Origin of the sequence: Paracoccus sp. S1E-3 (assembly GCF_013868135.1) — a bacterium.
Lineage (GTDB): Bacteria > Pseudomonadota > Alphaproteobacteria > Rhodobacterales > Rhodobacteraceae > Paracoccus.
Genome location: NZ_JACEMU010000004.1, coordinates 728,248 through 744,061, shown reverse-complemented (window position 1 = coordinate 744,061; position 15,814 = coordinate 728,248). Strand labels below are relative to the sequence as shown.

Genomic DNA, 15,814 nt, shown 5'->3' with positions numbered 1-15,814 from the left:
TCCGATGGATCTGAAGACCCGCAAAAGGCTGTCCCTGCTGATCCTGCTGCTGGGGCTTCCGGGCTATATCGTCATCGCCTGGATGCTGCTGGCCTGGATCGACGACACCTGGGGGCGGTTGCCCATCTGGGGCGAACTGCTGGTGGTTGTGGGGCTCGGGATCCTGTGGATCCTGCCCTTCAAGCGGGTTTTTTCCGGCATCGGCAAGGGCGAGGAGTGAGCGTCCCCCTGCATGTGCGGGGCGGCGTCACGCTGATCGGCGGCGGCGGCGTCACGCCCGAGGATCTGGCGCAGGCGCTGCAGCTTGCACCGGTTCTGGTTGCGGCTGACGGGGGGGCCGATGCCGCGATTGCCCTGGGGCATCTTCCCGAACTGGCGATCGGCGATTTCGATTCCATCAGCGATGCCGCCCGCGAAAGGCTGGGCCCTGACAGGCTGCGACATGTGGCCGAGCAGGACAGCACCGATTTCGCCAAGGCGTTGCGCCATATCCGCGCCGATTTCGTCATTGCCGTGGGCTTTTCCGGGCGCCGTCTGGACCATACGCTGGCCGCGGTGAATGTCATGGTCCGGCATCCGCAGCCGCCCTGCATCATGCTCGCGGCCGAGGATATCGTCTTCCTCGCCCCGCCCGAGCTGAGCCTGCCGCTGGCAGAGGGGACGCGGGTGTCGCTGTTCCCGATGGGCGCGGTGACCGGCCGGTCGGAGGGGCTGCACTGGCCCATCGACAATATCCGCTTCGCCCCCGACGGCCGCGTCGGCACCTCGAACCGCGCCACCGGCCCGGTGCGGCTGGTGCTGGACGGTCCGATGATGGTGATGCTGCCGCGCGACTGCCTGGGCGCGGCGTTGACGGCCCTGACGGCGCGCCGGGACTAGCGTTCCCAGGTCCGGCGCAGGACATCCATCCAGTTGCGCCAGCTGATCTTCTCGATCAGCGCCTCACCATAGCCGTGCTGACGCATGGCCGCGATCAGCCGGGGCAGGTCGCTGGCCTGGGCGAGGTCGTTGGGCATCTGCGCGCCATCGAAGTCGGACCCCAAAGCCACGCCATCTTCTCCCAATTTTTCAAGAAGATGATCGAGGTGCTTCAGATAGGGATCGAAGCCGTCGAAGGGCAGGCGGCGCCCATCTTCACGGGTGAATCCGGCGGCGAAATTCAGTCCGACCAGCCCTTTGGTCGCGGCGATCAGTTCCAGCTGCGCATCGGTCAGATTGCGGGTCGAGGCGCTGACGGCATGGGCGCCCGAATGGGTGCTGACCAGCGGCGCGCCGCTGATCCGGGCGATATCCTCGATCCCCTTCAGGTTCAGATGCGCCAGATCCAGCAGAATCCGCAGTCGGTCGCATTCGGCGACCAGTTCCTTCCCGGCGGCCGTCAGCCCCGGCCCGGTATCGGGACTGGCGGGGAATTCGAAGGGCACGCCATGGCCGAAGACGTTCGACCGCGACCAGACCGGCCCCAGCGAGCGCAGCCCGATTCGGTGCCACAGATGCAGCATCGCCGGATCGGAAATGCCCTCGGCGCCCTCCATGTGCAGGATGACCGCGATGCGGCCCGCAGCCTTCGCGGCCAGAATCTCGTCGACCGAACGGCAGATGGACAGGGTGCCCGTCTCCTCCAGCGCGAGCAGCGCCGAGGTCAGCCGGAACATATGGGCGATGCCGGCATCGGTCGGGACCGGGTCGGCCAGCGGCACCGCATAGGGCGGGTTTTCCTGCCGCGCCTTCCAGTCGATTCCGTCCGCATAGGCCGGCGACGGCGCCCAGAGCGCAAAGAAACCGCCGAACATGCCGCCCGCGCGCAGGCGCGGCAGGTCGATATGGCCGGTGCCGTCGCCTTCGGCCCAGACCGACAGCGGCGCAGCCCCGTCCTCGACCAAACGCTGCAGAAAATCGTTATGGCCGTCGAAAACGGGGATCATCGCGTGCTCCTTGGCAATTCGGCGCGATATTGGGCGCAGCCGCCTGCGACTGCAAGCCGCTTTGCCCGCGCCCCGATCCGTGGCAGGCTGGCCGCGAAACCATCAGAGCGAGGTCAACATGCCCCAGATTCGCCCGGATTTCACCGGCCAGACCGTCATCACCACCTTCGATGTGACCCCCGGCACCGCGCATGACCTGCTGGATGCGCTGACCGATGCCTGGGAAAAGGTGATCAGCCAGCAGCCGGGCTTTCTGGGCGGCGCGGTGCATCTGAACGATGCCCAGACCCGCGTTGCCACCTATTCCCTATGGCAGGCGCGCGGCGATTATCAGGCCATGCTGCGCACGCCCGAGATGCGCGAGCGCAACCGCGCCATCAACGCGCTGTGCCGCAGCTTTGAGCCGGTGATGTACGAGGTGCAATCGGTCTACGACACATGATCTAGATGCAGAAACCCCGTGCAAAGGCAAATATGCCTCGCTAGGATCAAATCAGCGCAGCTTGGGGGGCAGACATGGCAGGACGCATCATCACCGTCGCACAGCAGAAGGGCGGATCGGGCAAGACCACCTTGGCGGCCAATCTGGCGGTGGCGATGCGGGCGCGCGGCCTGTCCGTAGCGCTGATCGACACCGACCCGCAGGGCAGTCTCGGGCGGTGGTATATCGAGCGGCTGGGCCGCAAGGGCGAGGACGAGGAACTGGAGTTCTCGACCTCCTCGGCCTGGGGGGCGTCCTATGAAAGCGAAAAGCTGGTGAAGCGCTTCGATGTGGTCATCATCGACACGCCGCCGAAGATCGACAGCGACCTGCGCCCGGCCTTGCGGGTCGCGGATCTGGTGGTGGTGCCGGTAGCGTCGAGCCAGGTGGACCTGTGGGCGACCGAGGGCGTCCTGGACCTCGCGCGGCGCGAAAAGGCGCCGGTGCTGGTGGTGATGAACCGCGCCCGCCCCAACACCCGGCTGGGGGCCGAGGTGGCGCAGGGGGCGGCCGATCTGGGCGCGACGCTGGCAGATACCCAGATCGGCAACCGCGTGGCTTATGCCGAAACGCTGGGGCAGGGGCTGGCGGTCTGCGAACGCAGCGATGCCCGCCCCGCGCGCGAGGAGTTCGACACCCTCACCGACGAGGTCATGCGGGCGTGGAACTGACGGGGATCGCGGAACTTTTCCGCGTGCCCAAGCCTTTCCCTCATCACAGACGGCCGGTCCCGTCGGGGGCGGTCGCCGCAAAACCTGATGATGGAAGGAGAACGCCATGACCATGACCCGCAAATCCGGTCTCATGCTGTCCGTGCTGGCACCTCTGGCGCTGGCAGCCTGCACCGAAACGACCGAGGTGGTTCTGCCCGATGCCGAGGTCGTTACCGATCCGAACGACGCCTGCGGCGCCGCCGCATATCAGCAGTATGTGGGCCAGAAATCGCCCCAGATCTCGCTGGCCTCGGGGACGGTCTTCCGCCACTACCGCACCGGCGATCCGATCACCATGGACCTGCTTCCGACGCGGATCAACTTCGAATATGACCGCACCGGCACACTGGTCAAGGTCAGCTGCGGCTGAACGAACAGGGGCTGGGGCGGCAGTTGCCGCCCCTTTTCCGTTACGATCCGGCCTCGAAAGGTGCGGTCAGTTCCGCAGTCTTGGCCTGCTTGTCATAGACGCAGATCATCCGGTCGGCGCTGCCATCGGCCAGCGTCACCGTCACCAGCGCCGCGCCGTAAGACTCCGATCCGAAGGGGTTGACCTCCATTTCGGTGGTGGCATCAGCAGGTGCGTCGACCAGCTTGCCGCATTCGGCCTCGACCGCGGTGCGGAATTCGGCCCAGGCGTCTTCGGACGAGGAGAGGGCGGGGACGGCTGCGGCAATCAGCGGCAACGCAAGGGCGGCGGCGGCGATTCTTGAACGGGTCATGTCTGTTCCTGTTGGGGTTGTGAAGACGTGTGCGGATGCAACGCGCGGCACAGGTTCACGGATGCCTCACATCTGCGCAAGACGGATTGACCGCCGCCCGCGCCTGCGGTCTGCTGTTGGGGAAAGGAACGCCGATGATGCGCCTGCTTCTGCTGCCGATGCTTGCCACCAATGCACTGCTGGGCGGATGTGCCCCGCCGGGCGATACCGCGACGCCGGGCCTGCCTGATCGTTGCGGACCCGAATATGACGTGATGGTCGGGCGCAACATCGGCGAATTCACGCTGCCGCCCGGACTGCCGCACCGGATCGCCCAGCCCGGCGCGGCGCTGACCGAGGATTACAACGCGGGCCGCCTGAACGTCTTCGTCGATGACAAGGGCTGGGTGCAGACGGTGGAGTGCTGGTAGAGCCGCCGACAATCAGGACCTTGGGGCCGCGCAGGTCGCGCGCTCCATGCGGCGAATAACCGGTCGAGGCAGACTTGCCGTCAGCCAGAACCAACCGTCCGCTGCGGAGGACGGTTGCGCCAGCTTTATTGCCGCCGCTTCGACCGCTTGTTGCCGCCGCGCTGCCCGGCGCGTCCGGCGGTTGACCTACCCCGGCCGCTGACGGCTTCCTCGGCGGCGGCTTCGATGGCGGATTGGCGGGCCAGCGGGTCGTCGGCCACCGCCAGTTCCACCGCTTCCAGCCGCTTGACCTCGTCGCGCAGGCGGGCGGCCTCCTCGAATTCCAGATTCTCGGCGGCCTTGCGCATCTGCGCGCGCAAGCCGTCCAGATGCGCGGCAAGGTTTGCGCCGACCATCGGCTTGCTGACCTTGGCGGTGATCCGCGACTGATCGGTATCTCCTTGCCACAGCCCGGCCAGCACGTCGTCGACATTCTTGCGCACGGTCTGGGGCGTGATGCCATGGACCTCGTTATAGGCGATCTGTTTGGCGCGCCGCCGCTCGGTCTCGGCCATGGCGCGTTCCATGCTGCCGGTGATGTGGTCGGCATACATGATGACGCGGCCATCGGCGTTACGTGCGGCGCGCCCGATGGTCTGGATCAGCGAGGTCTCGGAGCGCAGGAAGCCTTCCTTGTCGGCGTCGAGGATGGCCACAAGCCCGCATTCAGGAATATCAAGACCTTCGCGCAACAGGTTGATGCCGACCAGCACATCGAACGCGCCCAGACGCAGGTCGCGCAGGATCTCGATCCGCTCGATCGTGTCGATATCGCTGTGCATGTAGCGGATCTTGATGCCTTGCTCGTGGAAATATTCGGTCAGATCCTCGGCCATGCGCTTGGTCAGGGTGGTCACCAGCGTGCGCAGGCCCTGTGCGGTGACGCGGCGGATTTCGTCCAGCAGGTCGTCGACCTGCATCTCGACCGGGCGGATCTCGACCTGCGGGTCCAGAAGCCCGGTCGGGCGGATCACCTGTTCGGTGAAGACGCCGCCGGTCTGGTCCAGTTCCCACTCCTTCGGCGTGGCCGAGACGAAGACCGACTGGGTGCGCATGGCGTCCCACTCCTCGAACTTCAGCGGCCGGTTGTCCATGCAGGAGGGCAGCCGGAATCCGTGCTCGGCCAGCACCATCTTGCGCCGGAAGTCGCCTCGATACATGCCGCCGATCTGCGGCACCGAGACGTGGGATTCATCCGCGAAAACAATGGCGTTATCGGGGATAAACTCGAAAAGCGTCGGCGGCGGCTCGCCCGGCGCGCGGCCGGTCAGGTAGCGGGAATAGTTCTCGATCCCGTTGCAGACGCCGGTGGCTTCCAGCATCTCCAGATCGAAATTCGTCCGCTGCTCCAGCCTTTGCGCCTCCAGCAGCTTGCCCTCGTCATTCAGCTGCGCGAGGCGCACGCGAAGTTCTTCGCGTATACCTTTGATAGCCTGTTGCATTGTCGGGCGCGGCGTGACGTAGTGGCTGTTCGCATAGATGCGGATCTGCTTGAATTCGTCGGTCTTTGCGCCGGTCAGCGGGTCGAATTCAGTGATCTTTTCCAGTTCCGGCCCGAAGAAATCGAAGCGCCAGGCGCGGTCTTCAAGGTGGGCGGGCCAGACTTCGACCACATCGCCGCGCACTCGGAACCCGCCGCGCTGGAAGGCCGCGTCGAGGCGGCGATACTGCTGGGCGACCAACTGGCCGATGAATTCGCGCTGATCGTATTTCTCGCCCACGATCATGTCCTGGGTCATCGCCGAATAGGTCTCGACCGAGCCGATGCCGTAGATGCAGGACACCGAGGCCACGATGATGACATCGTCGCGTTCCAGCAGCGCCCGCGTGGCCGAGTGGCGCATCCGGTCGATGGCCTCGTTGATCTGGGATTCCTTCTCGATATAGGTGTCCGAGCGCGCGACATAGGCCTCAGGTTGGTAATAATCGTAATAGGAAACGAAATATTCCACCGCATTATCTGGGAAGAAACCTTTGAATTCTCCGTATAATTGCGCGGCGAGGGTCTTGTTCGGGGCAAGAATGATCGCCGGACGCTGGGTCTGTTCGATGACCTTCGCCATGGTATAGGTCTTGCCGGTGCCGGTCGCGCCCAACAGCACCTGATCGCGGTCGCCGGCGTCGATCCCGGCCGACAGCTCGGCAATGGCGGTGGGCTGGTCGCCCGCCGGGGCGAAATCCGACTTCATCACGAAGCGCCGTCCGCCCTCCAGCTTGGGGCGGGTCACTTCGGGGAATCGCGCGACGGGTGCGTTGGTATTGTTATGGCCCATGGTTTCACCTTTGTTCCGGTCCCCAATCTGGCCATTCGCGGCGCATATGCAAGGGGTTGGGCGGGTCGGCGCACCGCTATTCCCGTTCCGGCGCCTGCCGGCCGATAAGGAATGGTGCCTCCGAAGTCGAAGATCAGCTCGGGCGCCGGTTGCCCTCCATCGGCGGCGCTTTCTGCGCCATGGGGGTCGTCCCTGGGGAAGGTCATGGTGCTGTTGGCGCTTATGCCCAATTGACCATCGCCTCATCACCTCAGCGCATGAGACCTGATGCAGCGGCTGTGGCAAGCGCGGGCTGCTGCGGCGCTTGGGCACTTGATCCCGCTTCGCGCATGGCTGATAAGGTTCGACAAGATCCACCTTGGGGAAACGATCCGCCATGCGCGTCCGCATCTACCAGCCCGCCCGAAACGCCATGCAGTCCGGGACCGCGCGCACGCGGCATTGGGTGCTGGAATTTCCGCAGGCGGATCAGCGCGACATCGACCCGCTGATGGGCTGGACCAGTTCGGACGATACCCAGTCGCAGGTCCGCCTGCGCTTCGCAACCCGCGCCGAGGCCGAGGATTACGCCAAGGATAACGGCCTGGACTATGTGGTGATCGACCCCCAGAAGCGCGCCGCCAATGTGCGCCCGCGCGGCTATGGCGAGAATTTCGCCACCGACCGTCACGCCCCCTGGACGCATTGAGATATTGACGACCATGGTGGTGGGGCCGGACAGCCCGCTTAACCCCGATCTCGACCTGCTGTTCGCACGGCACCAGGCGCATTGCCATGCCGACACGCCCCCCGAATCCATTCACATGTTGGATCGGTCGGCGCTGGCGACCCCGACGATCACCTTTCTGGCGCTGCGCGACGGCGACACCGCCATCGCCATGGGCGCGGTGAAGGATCTGGGCGACGGCACGGCCGAGCTGAAATCCATGCATGTCCTGGCCGAGGCGCGGGGCACCGGGGCGGCCCAGCTGATGCTGAAGGCGCTGGTGCAGGCGGCGCGCGACCGGGGCGCCCGCGCGATCTATCTGGAAACCGGCGCGCAGCCCAGCTTTGCGGCCGCGCGGGCCCTGTATCTGCGGGCCGGGTTCCGGCTTTGCCCGCCATTCGCGCATTATCGGGAAGACCCCAACAGCGCCTTCATGGCGCTGGAACTGCGCGGCTGAGGCTGCGCGCGCCGCCGGGGCCTTCGCCGGCTCCACCATGCCTTGCATTCCGAACCGAGCGTTCGATTCGACCCTCGACCCCGGCTTTCGCAGCCCGGTGGCGCGCTCGGACGTGTGTTCATCGAAGATTTCCGCGCAAGCTTCGCCTTATGCGGTGCGGGGCGCCTCGGCCGCTCATCCATAGGCGGTAAACGCCGCCGCGAAGGCGCCTTTTCGGGCGCTTTTCGTTGAGGCCCGTGCCGCGTCGGGCATACTTCACCTGTCTTTGTATGGACATCCGAACTGCCGTTTGTTCGGGCGTGTGGTGTAAGTGGTTCCCGGCTTTCCTTTCTGTCGCGCCATTCCCCCCGTCCGTCGGCGGTAGCGTGTATGAGAAAGGATTTTATGATGGCGATAGTTAGCGGCACTTCCGACGGCGAAATTCTGAATGGCACCAGTGGCGATGATACCATCAACGCCTTCGGAGGGGACGATACGATTTTCGGCTATGCCGGCAACGACACGATCTGGGCCGGTGACGGCGATGACAGGGTCGATGCGGGCGACGGCGACGACAGTGTCATCGGCGACGGGGGCAATGACTTCCTCGATGGCGGCTGTGGCAATGACACCATTATGGGCAACCACGGCGCAGATACCATCATCGGCGGTGACGGCGATGACAGCCTGCTGGGCGGCGCGGACAACGATGTCATATCCGGCGGTCTCGGCAACGATACGATCGAGGGCGGTTCCGGCGAGGACAGCATCGAGGGCGGAAGTGGCAATGATATCGCCTATGGCGGCCTGGACAACGACACCGTCCTTGGCAATGAGGGCGATGACAGGCTGTTCGGCGATGGCGGCGACGACACCATTGTCGGCGGGGCGGGCCATGATTTCGTGTCCGGTGGTCTCGGCAATGACTTGGTCTATGGCGACGATCCGGGCGGCCACCCGGACGGGTCGGGCAATGACACGCTGAAAGGCAATGAGGGAGACGACACCCTCGACGGCGGCCATGGCCGCGACCTTCTGGATGGCGGGACCGGCGCCGACCAGATGACCGGGGGTGAGGGTTTCGACACGTTCATCGCCAGCGAGGGCGCGGACACGATCCTCGATTTCAACACCGCCGCCGGCCAGGACTTCAATGACGGCGACCAGACGAATAACGACTTCATCGACCTCAGCGGTTATTACAACGACGCCAATCTGGCGCTGATCAATGCCCAGCGTGAGGAAGCCGGTCAGCCGACCTATGGCAACCCGTTGGCCTGGCTGCGCGGCGATCAGGCCGATGGGGTGCTGAACGACCTGGCTGGTCAGACCATCGGCGACTCGGTCATGCCCACGCTGGACCTGACCATCCAGAAAGACGGCGCGGCGGTGGCCGGGAAGGACCTGACCTGGGACAACACCAATGTCTGTTGCTTTGGCGCCGATACGATGATCCGCACCGCGAAGGGCGAGGTCGAGGCCCGCAGCCTGTCGGTCGGCGATCTGGTCGAGACCCGCGATGCCGGGATGCAGGCGATCCGCTGGATCGGCAGGCGAAGCTTCGACAGTGCCGATCTGACCGAACACCCCAATCTGCGTCCGATCCGCATCACCAGGGGCGCCCTGGGTTCTGGCCTGCCCGAGATGGATCTGATCATCTCGCCGCAGCACCGGATGCTGGTGCGCTCGAAGATCGCGCAGAAAATGTTCGGCGCGATGGAAGTTCTCGTCGCCGCCAAGCAGCTGTGCCAACTGGACGGGATCGACGTGGCCGAGGACCTGACCGAGGTGAGCTATGTCCACTTCCTGTTCGAGGATCACCAGATCGTGCTGGCCAATGGTGCCGAGGCGGAATCGCTGCATACCGGCGCCGAGGCGCTGAAATCGGTCGGCCCCGCCGCAGTCGAGGAGATCTTCGCGATCTTCCCCGAACTGCGCCAAGGCAGGCCGCGACCGGCGGCGCGGATGTTGCCCTCGGGCCGGCTGGGCCGCAAGCTGGTGGTGCGTCACCTGCAGAACCGCAAGCCGCTGGTGATGTAAGCGATTTGCAGCGCGACAGGCCGGGCATCACGCCCGGCCTTTTTCGTTGCGCCGGCGCGGCTTTTCCGCCATCAACAGCGCCGCGCGGCCCCGTAGCTCAACTGGATAGAGCAGGGACCTTCTAAGTCCAAGGTTGGGGGTTCGATTCCTCCCGGGGTCGCCAGAACTGCATGGCTGTCTGCCGGGTTCCGGCCCTTTCCCATCAATAGAACGATGCGTCCCCTCGCGGATGCCGCTCCTCACCGCGCATGATGCGGAGGAACGTGCTTGCCTGAGCTGAGGTCCGGTGCTCATATTCAGGCGTCGGGTGCGAAATTGCCGGGCGGGGTGGCCCGTTGGGACCGCCTTCACGACCATATCAACACCCGTCCGGGGTCCGGGCCATTTTCCGGCCCCAGTGATTCAGGACAGCAGCGGCCTTTCAGGCCGGACTGCGGAGGGGGGATTGAAATGGTCATTACATCGGCGCCACGGCGCAAAACACTGGACCACTGGCTGGTCTGGGCGATACTGGCGGTGCTCGCCGCCTATGGGCTTGCACAGGTCTCAATCGCACGGGGCGAGCATGTGAACGCCCTGTGGATGGTCGTCGCCTCGGTGTCGATCTACCTGATCGCCTATCGCTTCTACAGTCTCTATATCGCGCGCCGGGTGATGCAGCTTGACGCGAACCGGCCGACGCCCGCCCATCGCTTCAATGACGGGCTCGATTACGTTCCGACCAACCGTTATGTGCTGTTCGGGCATCATTTTGCCGCCATCGCCGGCGCAGGTCCGCTGGTCGGGCCGGTGCTTGCGGCGCAGATGGGCTATCTGCCCGGCATGTTGTGGATCCTTGCCGGCGTCGTGCTGGCGGGGGCGGTGCAGGATTTCATGGTGCTGTTCGTGTCGATGCGGCGCGACGGGCGATCGCTGGGCGATCTGGTCCGGTCCGAGCTGGGGCCGGTGCCGGGCCTGATCGCGCTGATCGGCACCTTTCTGATCATGATCATCATCCTCGCCGTGCTGGCGCTGATCGTGGTCAAGGCGCTGGCGGAAAGCCCCTGGGGCATGTTCACGGTCGCCATGACCATCCCGATCGCCGTGATCATGGGCATCTATATGCGCTTCATCCGGCCGGGCGCGGTGGGCGAGGCCTCGATCGCGGGTTTCATCGCGCTGATGCTGGCCATCGTCTTCGGCGCGAATGTCGCCGAAAGCCCGGTCTGGGGGCCGATCTTCACCTTCACGCCGACGCAGCTGTGCTGGCTGCTGATCGGCTATGGCTTCATTGCCGCGACCCTGCCGGTCTGGCTGATCCTGGCGCCGAGGGACTATCTGTCCACCTTCCTGAAAGTTGGCGCCATCGCCGCGCTGGCGCTTGGGATCGTGCTGGTCGCCCCCGACCTGAAGATGCCGGCGGTCACCCGCTTCATCGACGGATCGGGACCGGTCTGGTCGGGCAATCTGTTCCCGTTCCTGTTCATCACCATCGCCTGCGGGGCGGTGTCGGGATTTCATGCGCTGATCTCGTCCGGCACCACGCCCAAGCTGATCGACAATGAACAGGACGCCCGCTTCATCGGATTCGGCGGCATGCTGATGGAAAGCTTCGTCGCCATGATGGCGCTGGTGGCCGCCTCGATCATCGATCCGGGCGTCTATTTCACCATGAACAGCCCGGCCGCGCTGATTGGCACCACGGCAGAGAGCGCCGCGGCGCAGGTCACCGCCTGGGGCTTCCCGATCACACCCGAGACCATCCACCAGACGGCGGCGGATGTGGGCGAGCACTCGATCATCTCGCGCGCGGGGGGCGCGCCGACGCTGGCGGTGGGCATGGCGCAGATCTTCTCGAATCTGGTCGGGGGCAAGGCGATGATGGCCTTCTGGTATCACTTCGCCATCCTGTTCGAGGCCCTGTTCATCCTGACCGCCGTGGATGCCGGCACCCGCGCGGGCCGGTTCATGCTGCAGGACCTGCTGGGGGTCTTCATGCCGGCGATGCGCAATACCTCGTCGCTGGTGGGCAATGTGATCGCCACCGGTCTCTGCGTCGCGGCCTGGGGCTTTTTCCTTTATCAGGGCGTGACAGATCCGCTTGGCGGGGTGAATACGCTGTGGCCGCTGTTCGGGATCGCCAATCAGATGCTGGCGGCGATCGCGCTGATGCTGTGCACCGTCGTTCTGTTCAAGATGAAACGCGAGCGCTATGCCTTCGTCACGCTGATCCCCTCGGTTCTGCTGGTGGTGGTGACGCTGACGGCGGGCTATCAGAAGGTGTTTTCCAGCAATCCCGCTGTTGGCTTCCTTGCCCATGCCCAACGCTACCGCGAGGCGGCGGCCAATGGCGAGGTGCTGGCCCCGGCCAGGGACATCGGCCAGATGGGCCAGATCGTCTTCAACGACATGGTGGATGCGACCATGGCCTTCATCTTCGTGGCGCTGGTGCTCAGCATGATCTTCTTCAGCGTCCGCGCGGCGCTCGAAGCTTACCGGGCGCGGGGCTGGACCGCACATGAATTGCCCGAGGCCCTGAACCGGCCCCCGGCCACCCCCGCGGAATGAGGAGTGTAATCATGACCCCATCCCTGAGAGCGACGCTGACCACCTGCCGGAAACGCCTGCGCGAGGGCGCGCGGCTGATGATCGGCGTCCCCAATTATGACACCTATGTCGCCCATATGCAGGCGGCGCATCCGGGCCAGCCGATCATGACCTATGCCGAGTTCTTCCGCGAGCGGCAGTCCGCCCGCTATGGCGAGGGTTCGACCCGCGGCTTCCGCTGCTGCTGAGGGGCTTCGGGTGATAAAGTCAGGCTGCGCGGTCTGGACGCCGCGCGGCCTTGCCGCCGGACGCCGCACGTGCAAGGCCGTGTCGTGGCGTGTGGAGAGGATATCCCTGGGATGGTGCAAAGCGCGGGGTTCGGCGGCGGCTGTCACTGGTGCACCGAGGCCGTCTTCCAGTCGCTGCACGGCGTGGTCGCGGTCGATCAGGGCTTCATCGCCGCAGCAGCGCCCGATGACAGCTTTTCCGAAGCGGTCGCGGTCAGCTGGGACCCGGCCGCAATCAGCTTCGCGGATCTGATCGCGGTGCATCTCGCGACCCATTCCAGCACCTCGGCCCATAGCATGCGCGGCAAGTATCGCAGCGCCGTCTATGTCCATGACGGGACAGAGGGCGTGGCGGCACGGCGGGTTATCGACCGGATCGCCCGGCAGACAGGCAGCAGCTTCATCACCGAGATACTGCCCTTCCGCGCCTTCCGGCCGTCCGACGCGCGGTTCCGCGACTATTACGCCCGCCACCGCGACGCGCCGTTCTGCAGGGCTTATATCGAGCCGAAGCTGGCATTGCTGCGGCAGCGGTTCGCGCGCCTGCAGTCCAGGGTTGCGACCTGATATTGCTGCCAGCCTCCGCGATGGCTATCACGGGCGTCCGAGAGATGGAGAGCCGCCTTGACCGAGACCGCCCAACAGATCGACCGGGTGATCGCCCGCGAAATATCCGCCAGCCCCGCGCAGGTCAGCGCCGCGGTGGCGCTTCTGGACGGGGGCGCCACCGTGCCCTTTGTCGCGCGTTACCGCAAGGAAGTCACGGGCGGCCTCGACGACACCCAGCTGCGGACCCTCGCGGACCGGCTTGCCTATCTGCGCGAGCTGGAATCGCGTCGCGAGACGATCCTGAAATCGATTCGCGAGCAGGACAAGCTGACCGATCATCTGGCGCGGGCCATCATGCAGGCCGACACCAAATCGGCGCTGGAGGACCTGTATCTGCCCTTCAAGCCCAAGCGGCGCACCAAGGCGATGATCGCACGCGAAAACGGCCTCGCGCCGCTTCTGCGCGCCATCATGGACAACCGCGCCGCGGCGCCCGAGACGCAGGCCGAGGCCTATCTGACCGAGGCGGTGCCCAGCGTGAAGGACGCGCTTGCCGGGGCGCGCGACATCCTTGTCGAGGACCTGTCCGAACAGGCGGATCTGCTGGGCAATCTGCGCGAGTTCATGCGGCGCGAGGCCTTTGTCACCTCGAAGGTCATCGAGGGCAAGGAGCAGCAGGGGGCCAAGTTCTCGGATTATTTCGATCAGCGCGAGAAATGGTCGGACATTCCTGCGCATCGTGCCCTGGCCATCCTGCGTGCCGCGAAAGAAGAAATCGTCACCATCGAACTCGCCCCCGACGCCGAGACCGGCGTGCCGCAGGCCATCGGCAAGATCGCGGCCCATCTGGGAACGCGCGGCGACACGCCCGGCGACCGCTGGCTGCGGGATGCCGCGGGCTGGGCCTGGCGCGTCAAGTTCGCGCTGGCCCTCTATATCGATCTGCTGGGCGAACTCCGCGAACGCGCACATGAGGAAGCGATCACGGTGTTTTCGCGCAACCTCAAGGACCTGCTGTTGGCGGCGCCGGCGGGGGCCAGGGCAACGCTGGGGCTGGATCCCGGTATCCGCACCGGCGTGAAATGCGCCGTGGTCGACAAGACCGGCAAGCTTCTGGAAACGGCGACGATCTATCCCTTCCAGCCCCGAATGGACCTGACGGGCGCGCAGGCGAAGCTGGTCGAGCTGATCGCGCGCCACGGGGTCGAGCTGATCGCCATCGGCAACGGCACCGCCAGTCGCGAGACCGAAAAGCTGGTGGCCGAGACGGTGGGCCTGCTGCCGAAAGGAACGGCCATGCCGAACAGGGTCGTCGTGTCCGAGGCCGGGGCATCGGTCTATTCCGCCTCGGAAGTGGCGGCGCGAGAATTCCCCGAACTGGACGTGTCGCTGCGCGGCGCGGTCTCGATCGCGCGACGCCTGCAGGATCCCTTGGCCGAACTGGTCAAGATCACCCCGCAATCCATCGGCGTCGGCCAGTATCAGCACGATGTGGATCAGCGCCGCCTGTCGCGCGCGCTGGATGCGGTGGTCGAAGATGCGGTGAACGCGGTGGGGGTGGACCTCAACACCGCCTCGGCCCCGCTTCTGGCGCAGGTCGCCGGGGTTGGCCCGTCGCTGGCTGAAGCCATCGTGCGACACCGCGAGCAGAACGGCTCTTTCCCGTCGCGCAGGGCGCTGATGAAGGTGACGGGGCTGGGTCCGAAGGCGTTCGAGCAAGCTGCCGGGTTCCTGCGCATCCGTGACGGTGTGGAGCCGCTGGACGCCTCGGCCGTGCACCCAGAGGCCTATGATCTGGCCCGCCGGATCGTCAACGCCTGCGGCCGCGATCTGCGCCAGATCGTCGGTGCGCCCGGCGCGCTGAACGGGCTGCGTGCCGAGGATTTCGTCACCGATGCCTTCGGCCTTCCGACGGTGCGCGACATCTTCCGCGAACTGGAAAAACCCGGCCGTGATCCTCGGCCCGAATTCAGGACGGCGACCTTCACGGACGGAGTTGAGGATATCAAGGATCTGAAACCGGGCATGCGCCTTGAAGGCACCGTAACCAATGTCGCGGCCTTCGGGGCCTTTGTGGATATCGGCGTCCATCAGGACGGTCTGGTCCATGTCAGCCAGCTTGCCGACCGCTTCGTCAAGGACCCCCATGAGGTCGTCAAGGCCGGCGACGTGGTGCAGGTGCGCGTCACCGAGGTCGATATTCCGCGCAAGCGCATCGGGCTGACCATGCGAAAGGATTCCGGGGCCTCCGGCGGTCGCGCCGAGGCAGGCCAGCCTGTGCGATCTTCGGGCAAGCCGAAGGGGAAGGTGCCTAATACCCCCAAAACCGACGCGCCCGGCGGTTTCGGCGTCGCCCTGCAGGAAGCCATGAAGAAGCGCTGAGCGGGGGGCGCTTTGCCGTCGAAGCTGGGAAGAACCAGCGGCCCCCTCTGCTGTGATCGGCGCGATGGGAACGTCGCCACACATGGCCGGTGAAGGAGGCGCGGACGGTCGGGGCGCGTCCGTGTCCCGACGCGTCTCTGAGGCCGCCAGAACAGGCGATCGAAACTGGCAGTCCGAGCGAGCGAATGCGCTCTGTTCGCAGCGAGAAACCCAAAACGGTCGGGTGAGAAGGCCGGAGGTCGCGCCGCGCGCGGCGCCAGAAATCAGCGGAGGCTTTCAGCCCCGCCCTCAGGAGTTGACATCGCCCCGTTCATCCGAAATGCGC

General features: G+C 65.5%; 16 protein-coding genes and 1 tRNA gene. 14 read left to right on the top strand and 3 right to left on the bottom strand.

Annotated features, from left to right (window positions below; translation table 11 throughout):
- The first annotated feature begins 4 nt into the window (after positions 1 to 4).
- Positions 5 to 220: a DUF2842 domain-containing protein gene (locus tag H1S04_RS03630; RefSeq protein WP_181744177.1), complete on the top strand. Its 216-nt coding sequence runs from the start codon at positions 5 to 7 to the stop codon at positions 218 to 220.
- On the top strand, positions 217 to 879 hold the full coding sequence (locus H1S04_RS03625; RefSeq protein ID WP_181744176.1) for a thiamine diphosphokinase: 663 nt from the start codon (positions 217 to 219) through the stop codon (positions 877 to 879). Before H1S04_RS03630 ends, H1S04_RS03625 begins: the two co-directional genes overlap by 4 nt.
- Here the strand turns inward: H1S04_RS03625 and H1S04_RS03620 are convergent.
- On the bottom strand, positions 876 to 1,925 hold the full coding sequence (locus H1S04_RS03620; protein WP_181744175.1) for a dipeptidase: 1,050 nt from the start codon (positions 1,923 to 1,925) through the stop codon (positions 876 to 878). The two genes, H1S04_RS03625 and H1S04_RS03620, sit on opposite strands and share 4 nt — an antisense overlap.
- A gap of 118 nt (positions 1,926 to 2,043) precedes the next feature.
- On the opposite strand from H1S04_RS03620, the gene H1S04_RS03615 reads away from it, so the two are divergent.
- The 3 genes from H1S04_RS03615 to H1S04_RS03605 all read left to right on the top strand — a co-directional run bounded on the left by H1S04_RS03615 (position 2,044) and on the right by H1S04_RS03605 (position 3,489).
- Complete coding sequence (locus H1S04_RS03615; protein ID WP_181744174.1) at positions 2,044 to 2,367, top strand: antibiotic biosynthesis monooxygenase; 324 nt, start codon at positions 2,044 to 2,046, stop codon at positions 2,365 to 2,367.
- Between the two features lie 74 nt (positions 2,368 to 2,441).
- Positions 2,442 to 3,077 carry a ParA family partition ATPase gene (gene parA / locus H1S04_RS03610; protein ID WP_181744173.1) on the top strand — a complete coding sequence of 212 codons (636 nt, stop codon included), beginning with the start codon at positions 2,442 to 2,444 and terminating at the stop codon, positions 3,075 to 3,077.
- A gap of 106 nt (positions 3,078 to 3,183) precedes the next feature.
- Entirely contained in the window at positions 3,184 to 3,489 is a 306-nt protein-coding gene (locus tag H1S04_RS03605; RefSeq protein ID WP_181744172.1) for an I78 family peptidase inhibitor, read from the top strand.
- Positions 3,490 to 3,529: 40 nt separating this feature from the next.
- Here H1S04_RS03605 and H1S04_RS03600 read toward each other — a convergent pair whose 3' ends face one another.
- Positions 3,530 to 3,841 (bottom strand): hypothetical protein, encoded by a 312-nt coding sequence (locus tag H1S04_RS03600; protein ID WP_181744171.1) that lies wholly within the window; start codon positions 3,839 to 3,841, stop codon positions 3,530 to 3,532.
- 137 nt (positions 3,842 to 3,978) lie between these two features.
- On the opposite strand from H1S04_RS03600, the gene H1S04_RS03595 reads away from it, so the two are divergent.
- Entirely contained in the window at positions 3,979 to 4,251 is a 273-nt protein-coding gene (locus tag H1S04_RS03595; protein ID WP_181744170.1) for an I78 family peptidase inhibitor, read from the top strand.
- A gap of 125 nt (positions 4,252 to 4,376) precedes the next feature.
- On the opposite strand, the gene uvrB is transcribed toward H1S04_RS03595, so the two are convergent.
- Positions 4,377 to 6,563: an excinuclease ABC subunit UvrB gene (gene uvrB / locus H1S04_RS03590; RefSeq protein ID WP_181744169.1), complete on the bottom strand. Its 2,187-nt coding sequence runs from the start codon at positions 6,561 to 6,563 to the stop codon at positions 4,377 to 4,379.
- Between the two features lie 376 nt (positions 6,564 to 6,939).
- Here uvrB and H1S04_RS03585 point away from each other — a divergent pair, with 376 nt between their 5' ends.
- From H1S04_RS03585 to H1S04_RS03550, 8 genes are all read left to right on the top strand, one after another.
- Positions 6,940 to 7,251, top strand: a complete 312-nt coding sequence (locus tag H1S04_RS03585; RefSeq protein WP_181744168.1) for an ETC complex I subunit — start codon at positions 6,940 to 6,942, stop codon at positions 7,249 to 7,251.
- 13 nt (positions 7,252 to 7,264) lie between these two features.
- The gene (locus H1S04_RS03580) at positions 7,265 to 7,726 is read left to right on the top strand and encodes a GNAT family N-acetyltransferase (RefSeq protein WP_181744167.1); all 462 of its coding nucleotides are present in this window, start codon (positions 7,265 to 7,267) and stop codon (positions 7,724 to 7,726) included.
- A gap of 387 nt (positions 7,727 to 8,113) precedes the next feature.
- Positions 8,114 to 9,745, top strand: a complete 1,632-nt coding sequence (locus H1S04_RS03575; RefSeq protein ID WP_181744166.1) for a Hint domain-containing protein — start codon at positions 8,114 to 8,116, stop codon at positions 9,743 to 9,745.
- Between the two features lie 86 nt (positions 9,746 to 9,831).
- Positions 9,832 to 9,908, top strand: a tRNA-Arg gene (locus H1S04_RS03570).
- Positions 9,909 to 10,195: 287 nt separating this feature from the next.
- A complete protein-coding gene (locus H1S04_RS03565; protein WP_181744165.1) occupies positions 10,196 to 12,292 on the top strand; it encodes a carbon starvation CstA family protein in 2,097 nt (698 codons plus the stop codon).
- 11 nt (positions 12,293 to 12,303) lie between these two features.
- The gene (locus tag H1S04_RS03560) at positions 12,304 to 12,519 is read left to right on the top strand and encodes a CstA-like transporter-associated (seleno)protein (RefSeq protein ID WP_181744164.1); all 216 of its coding nucleotides are present in this window, start codon (positions 12,304 to 12,306) and stop codon (positions 12,517 to 12,519) included.
- A gap of 111 nt (positions 12,520 to 12,630) precedes the next feature.
- Positions 12,631 to 13,125, top strand: a complete 495-nt coding sequence (locus H1S04_RS03555) for a peptide-methionine (S)-S-oxide reductase (RefSeq protein ID WP_181744163.1) — start codon at positions 12,631 to 12,633, stop codon at positions 13,123 to 13,125.
- A gap of 57 nt (positions 13,126 to 13,182) precedes the next feature.
- Entirely contained in the window at positions 13,183 to 15,489 is a 2,307-nt protein-coding gene (locus tag H1S04_RS03550) for a Tex family protein (RefSeq protein WP_181744162.1), read from the top strand.
- The last annotated feature ends 325 nt before the right edge of the window (positions 15,490 to 15,814 follow it).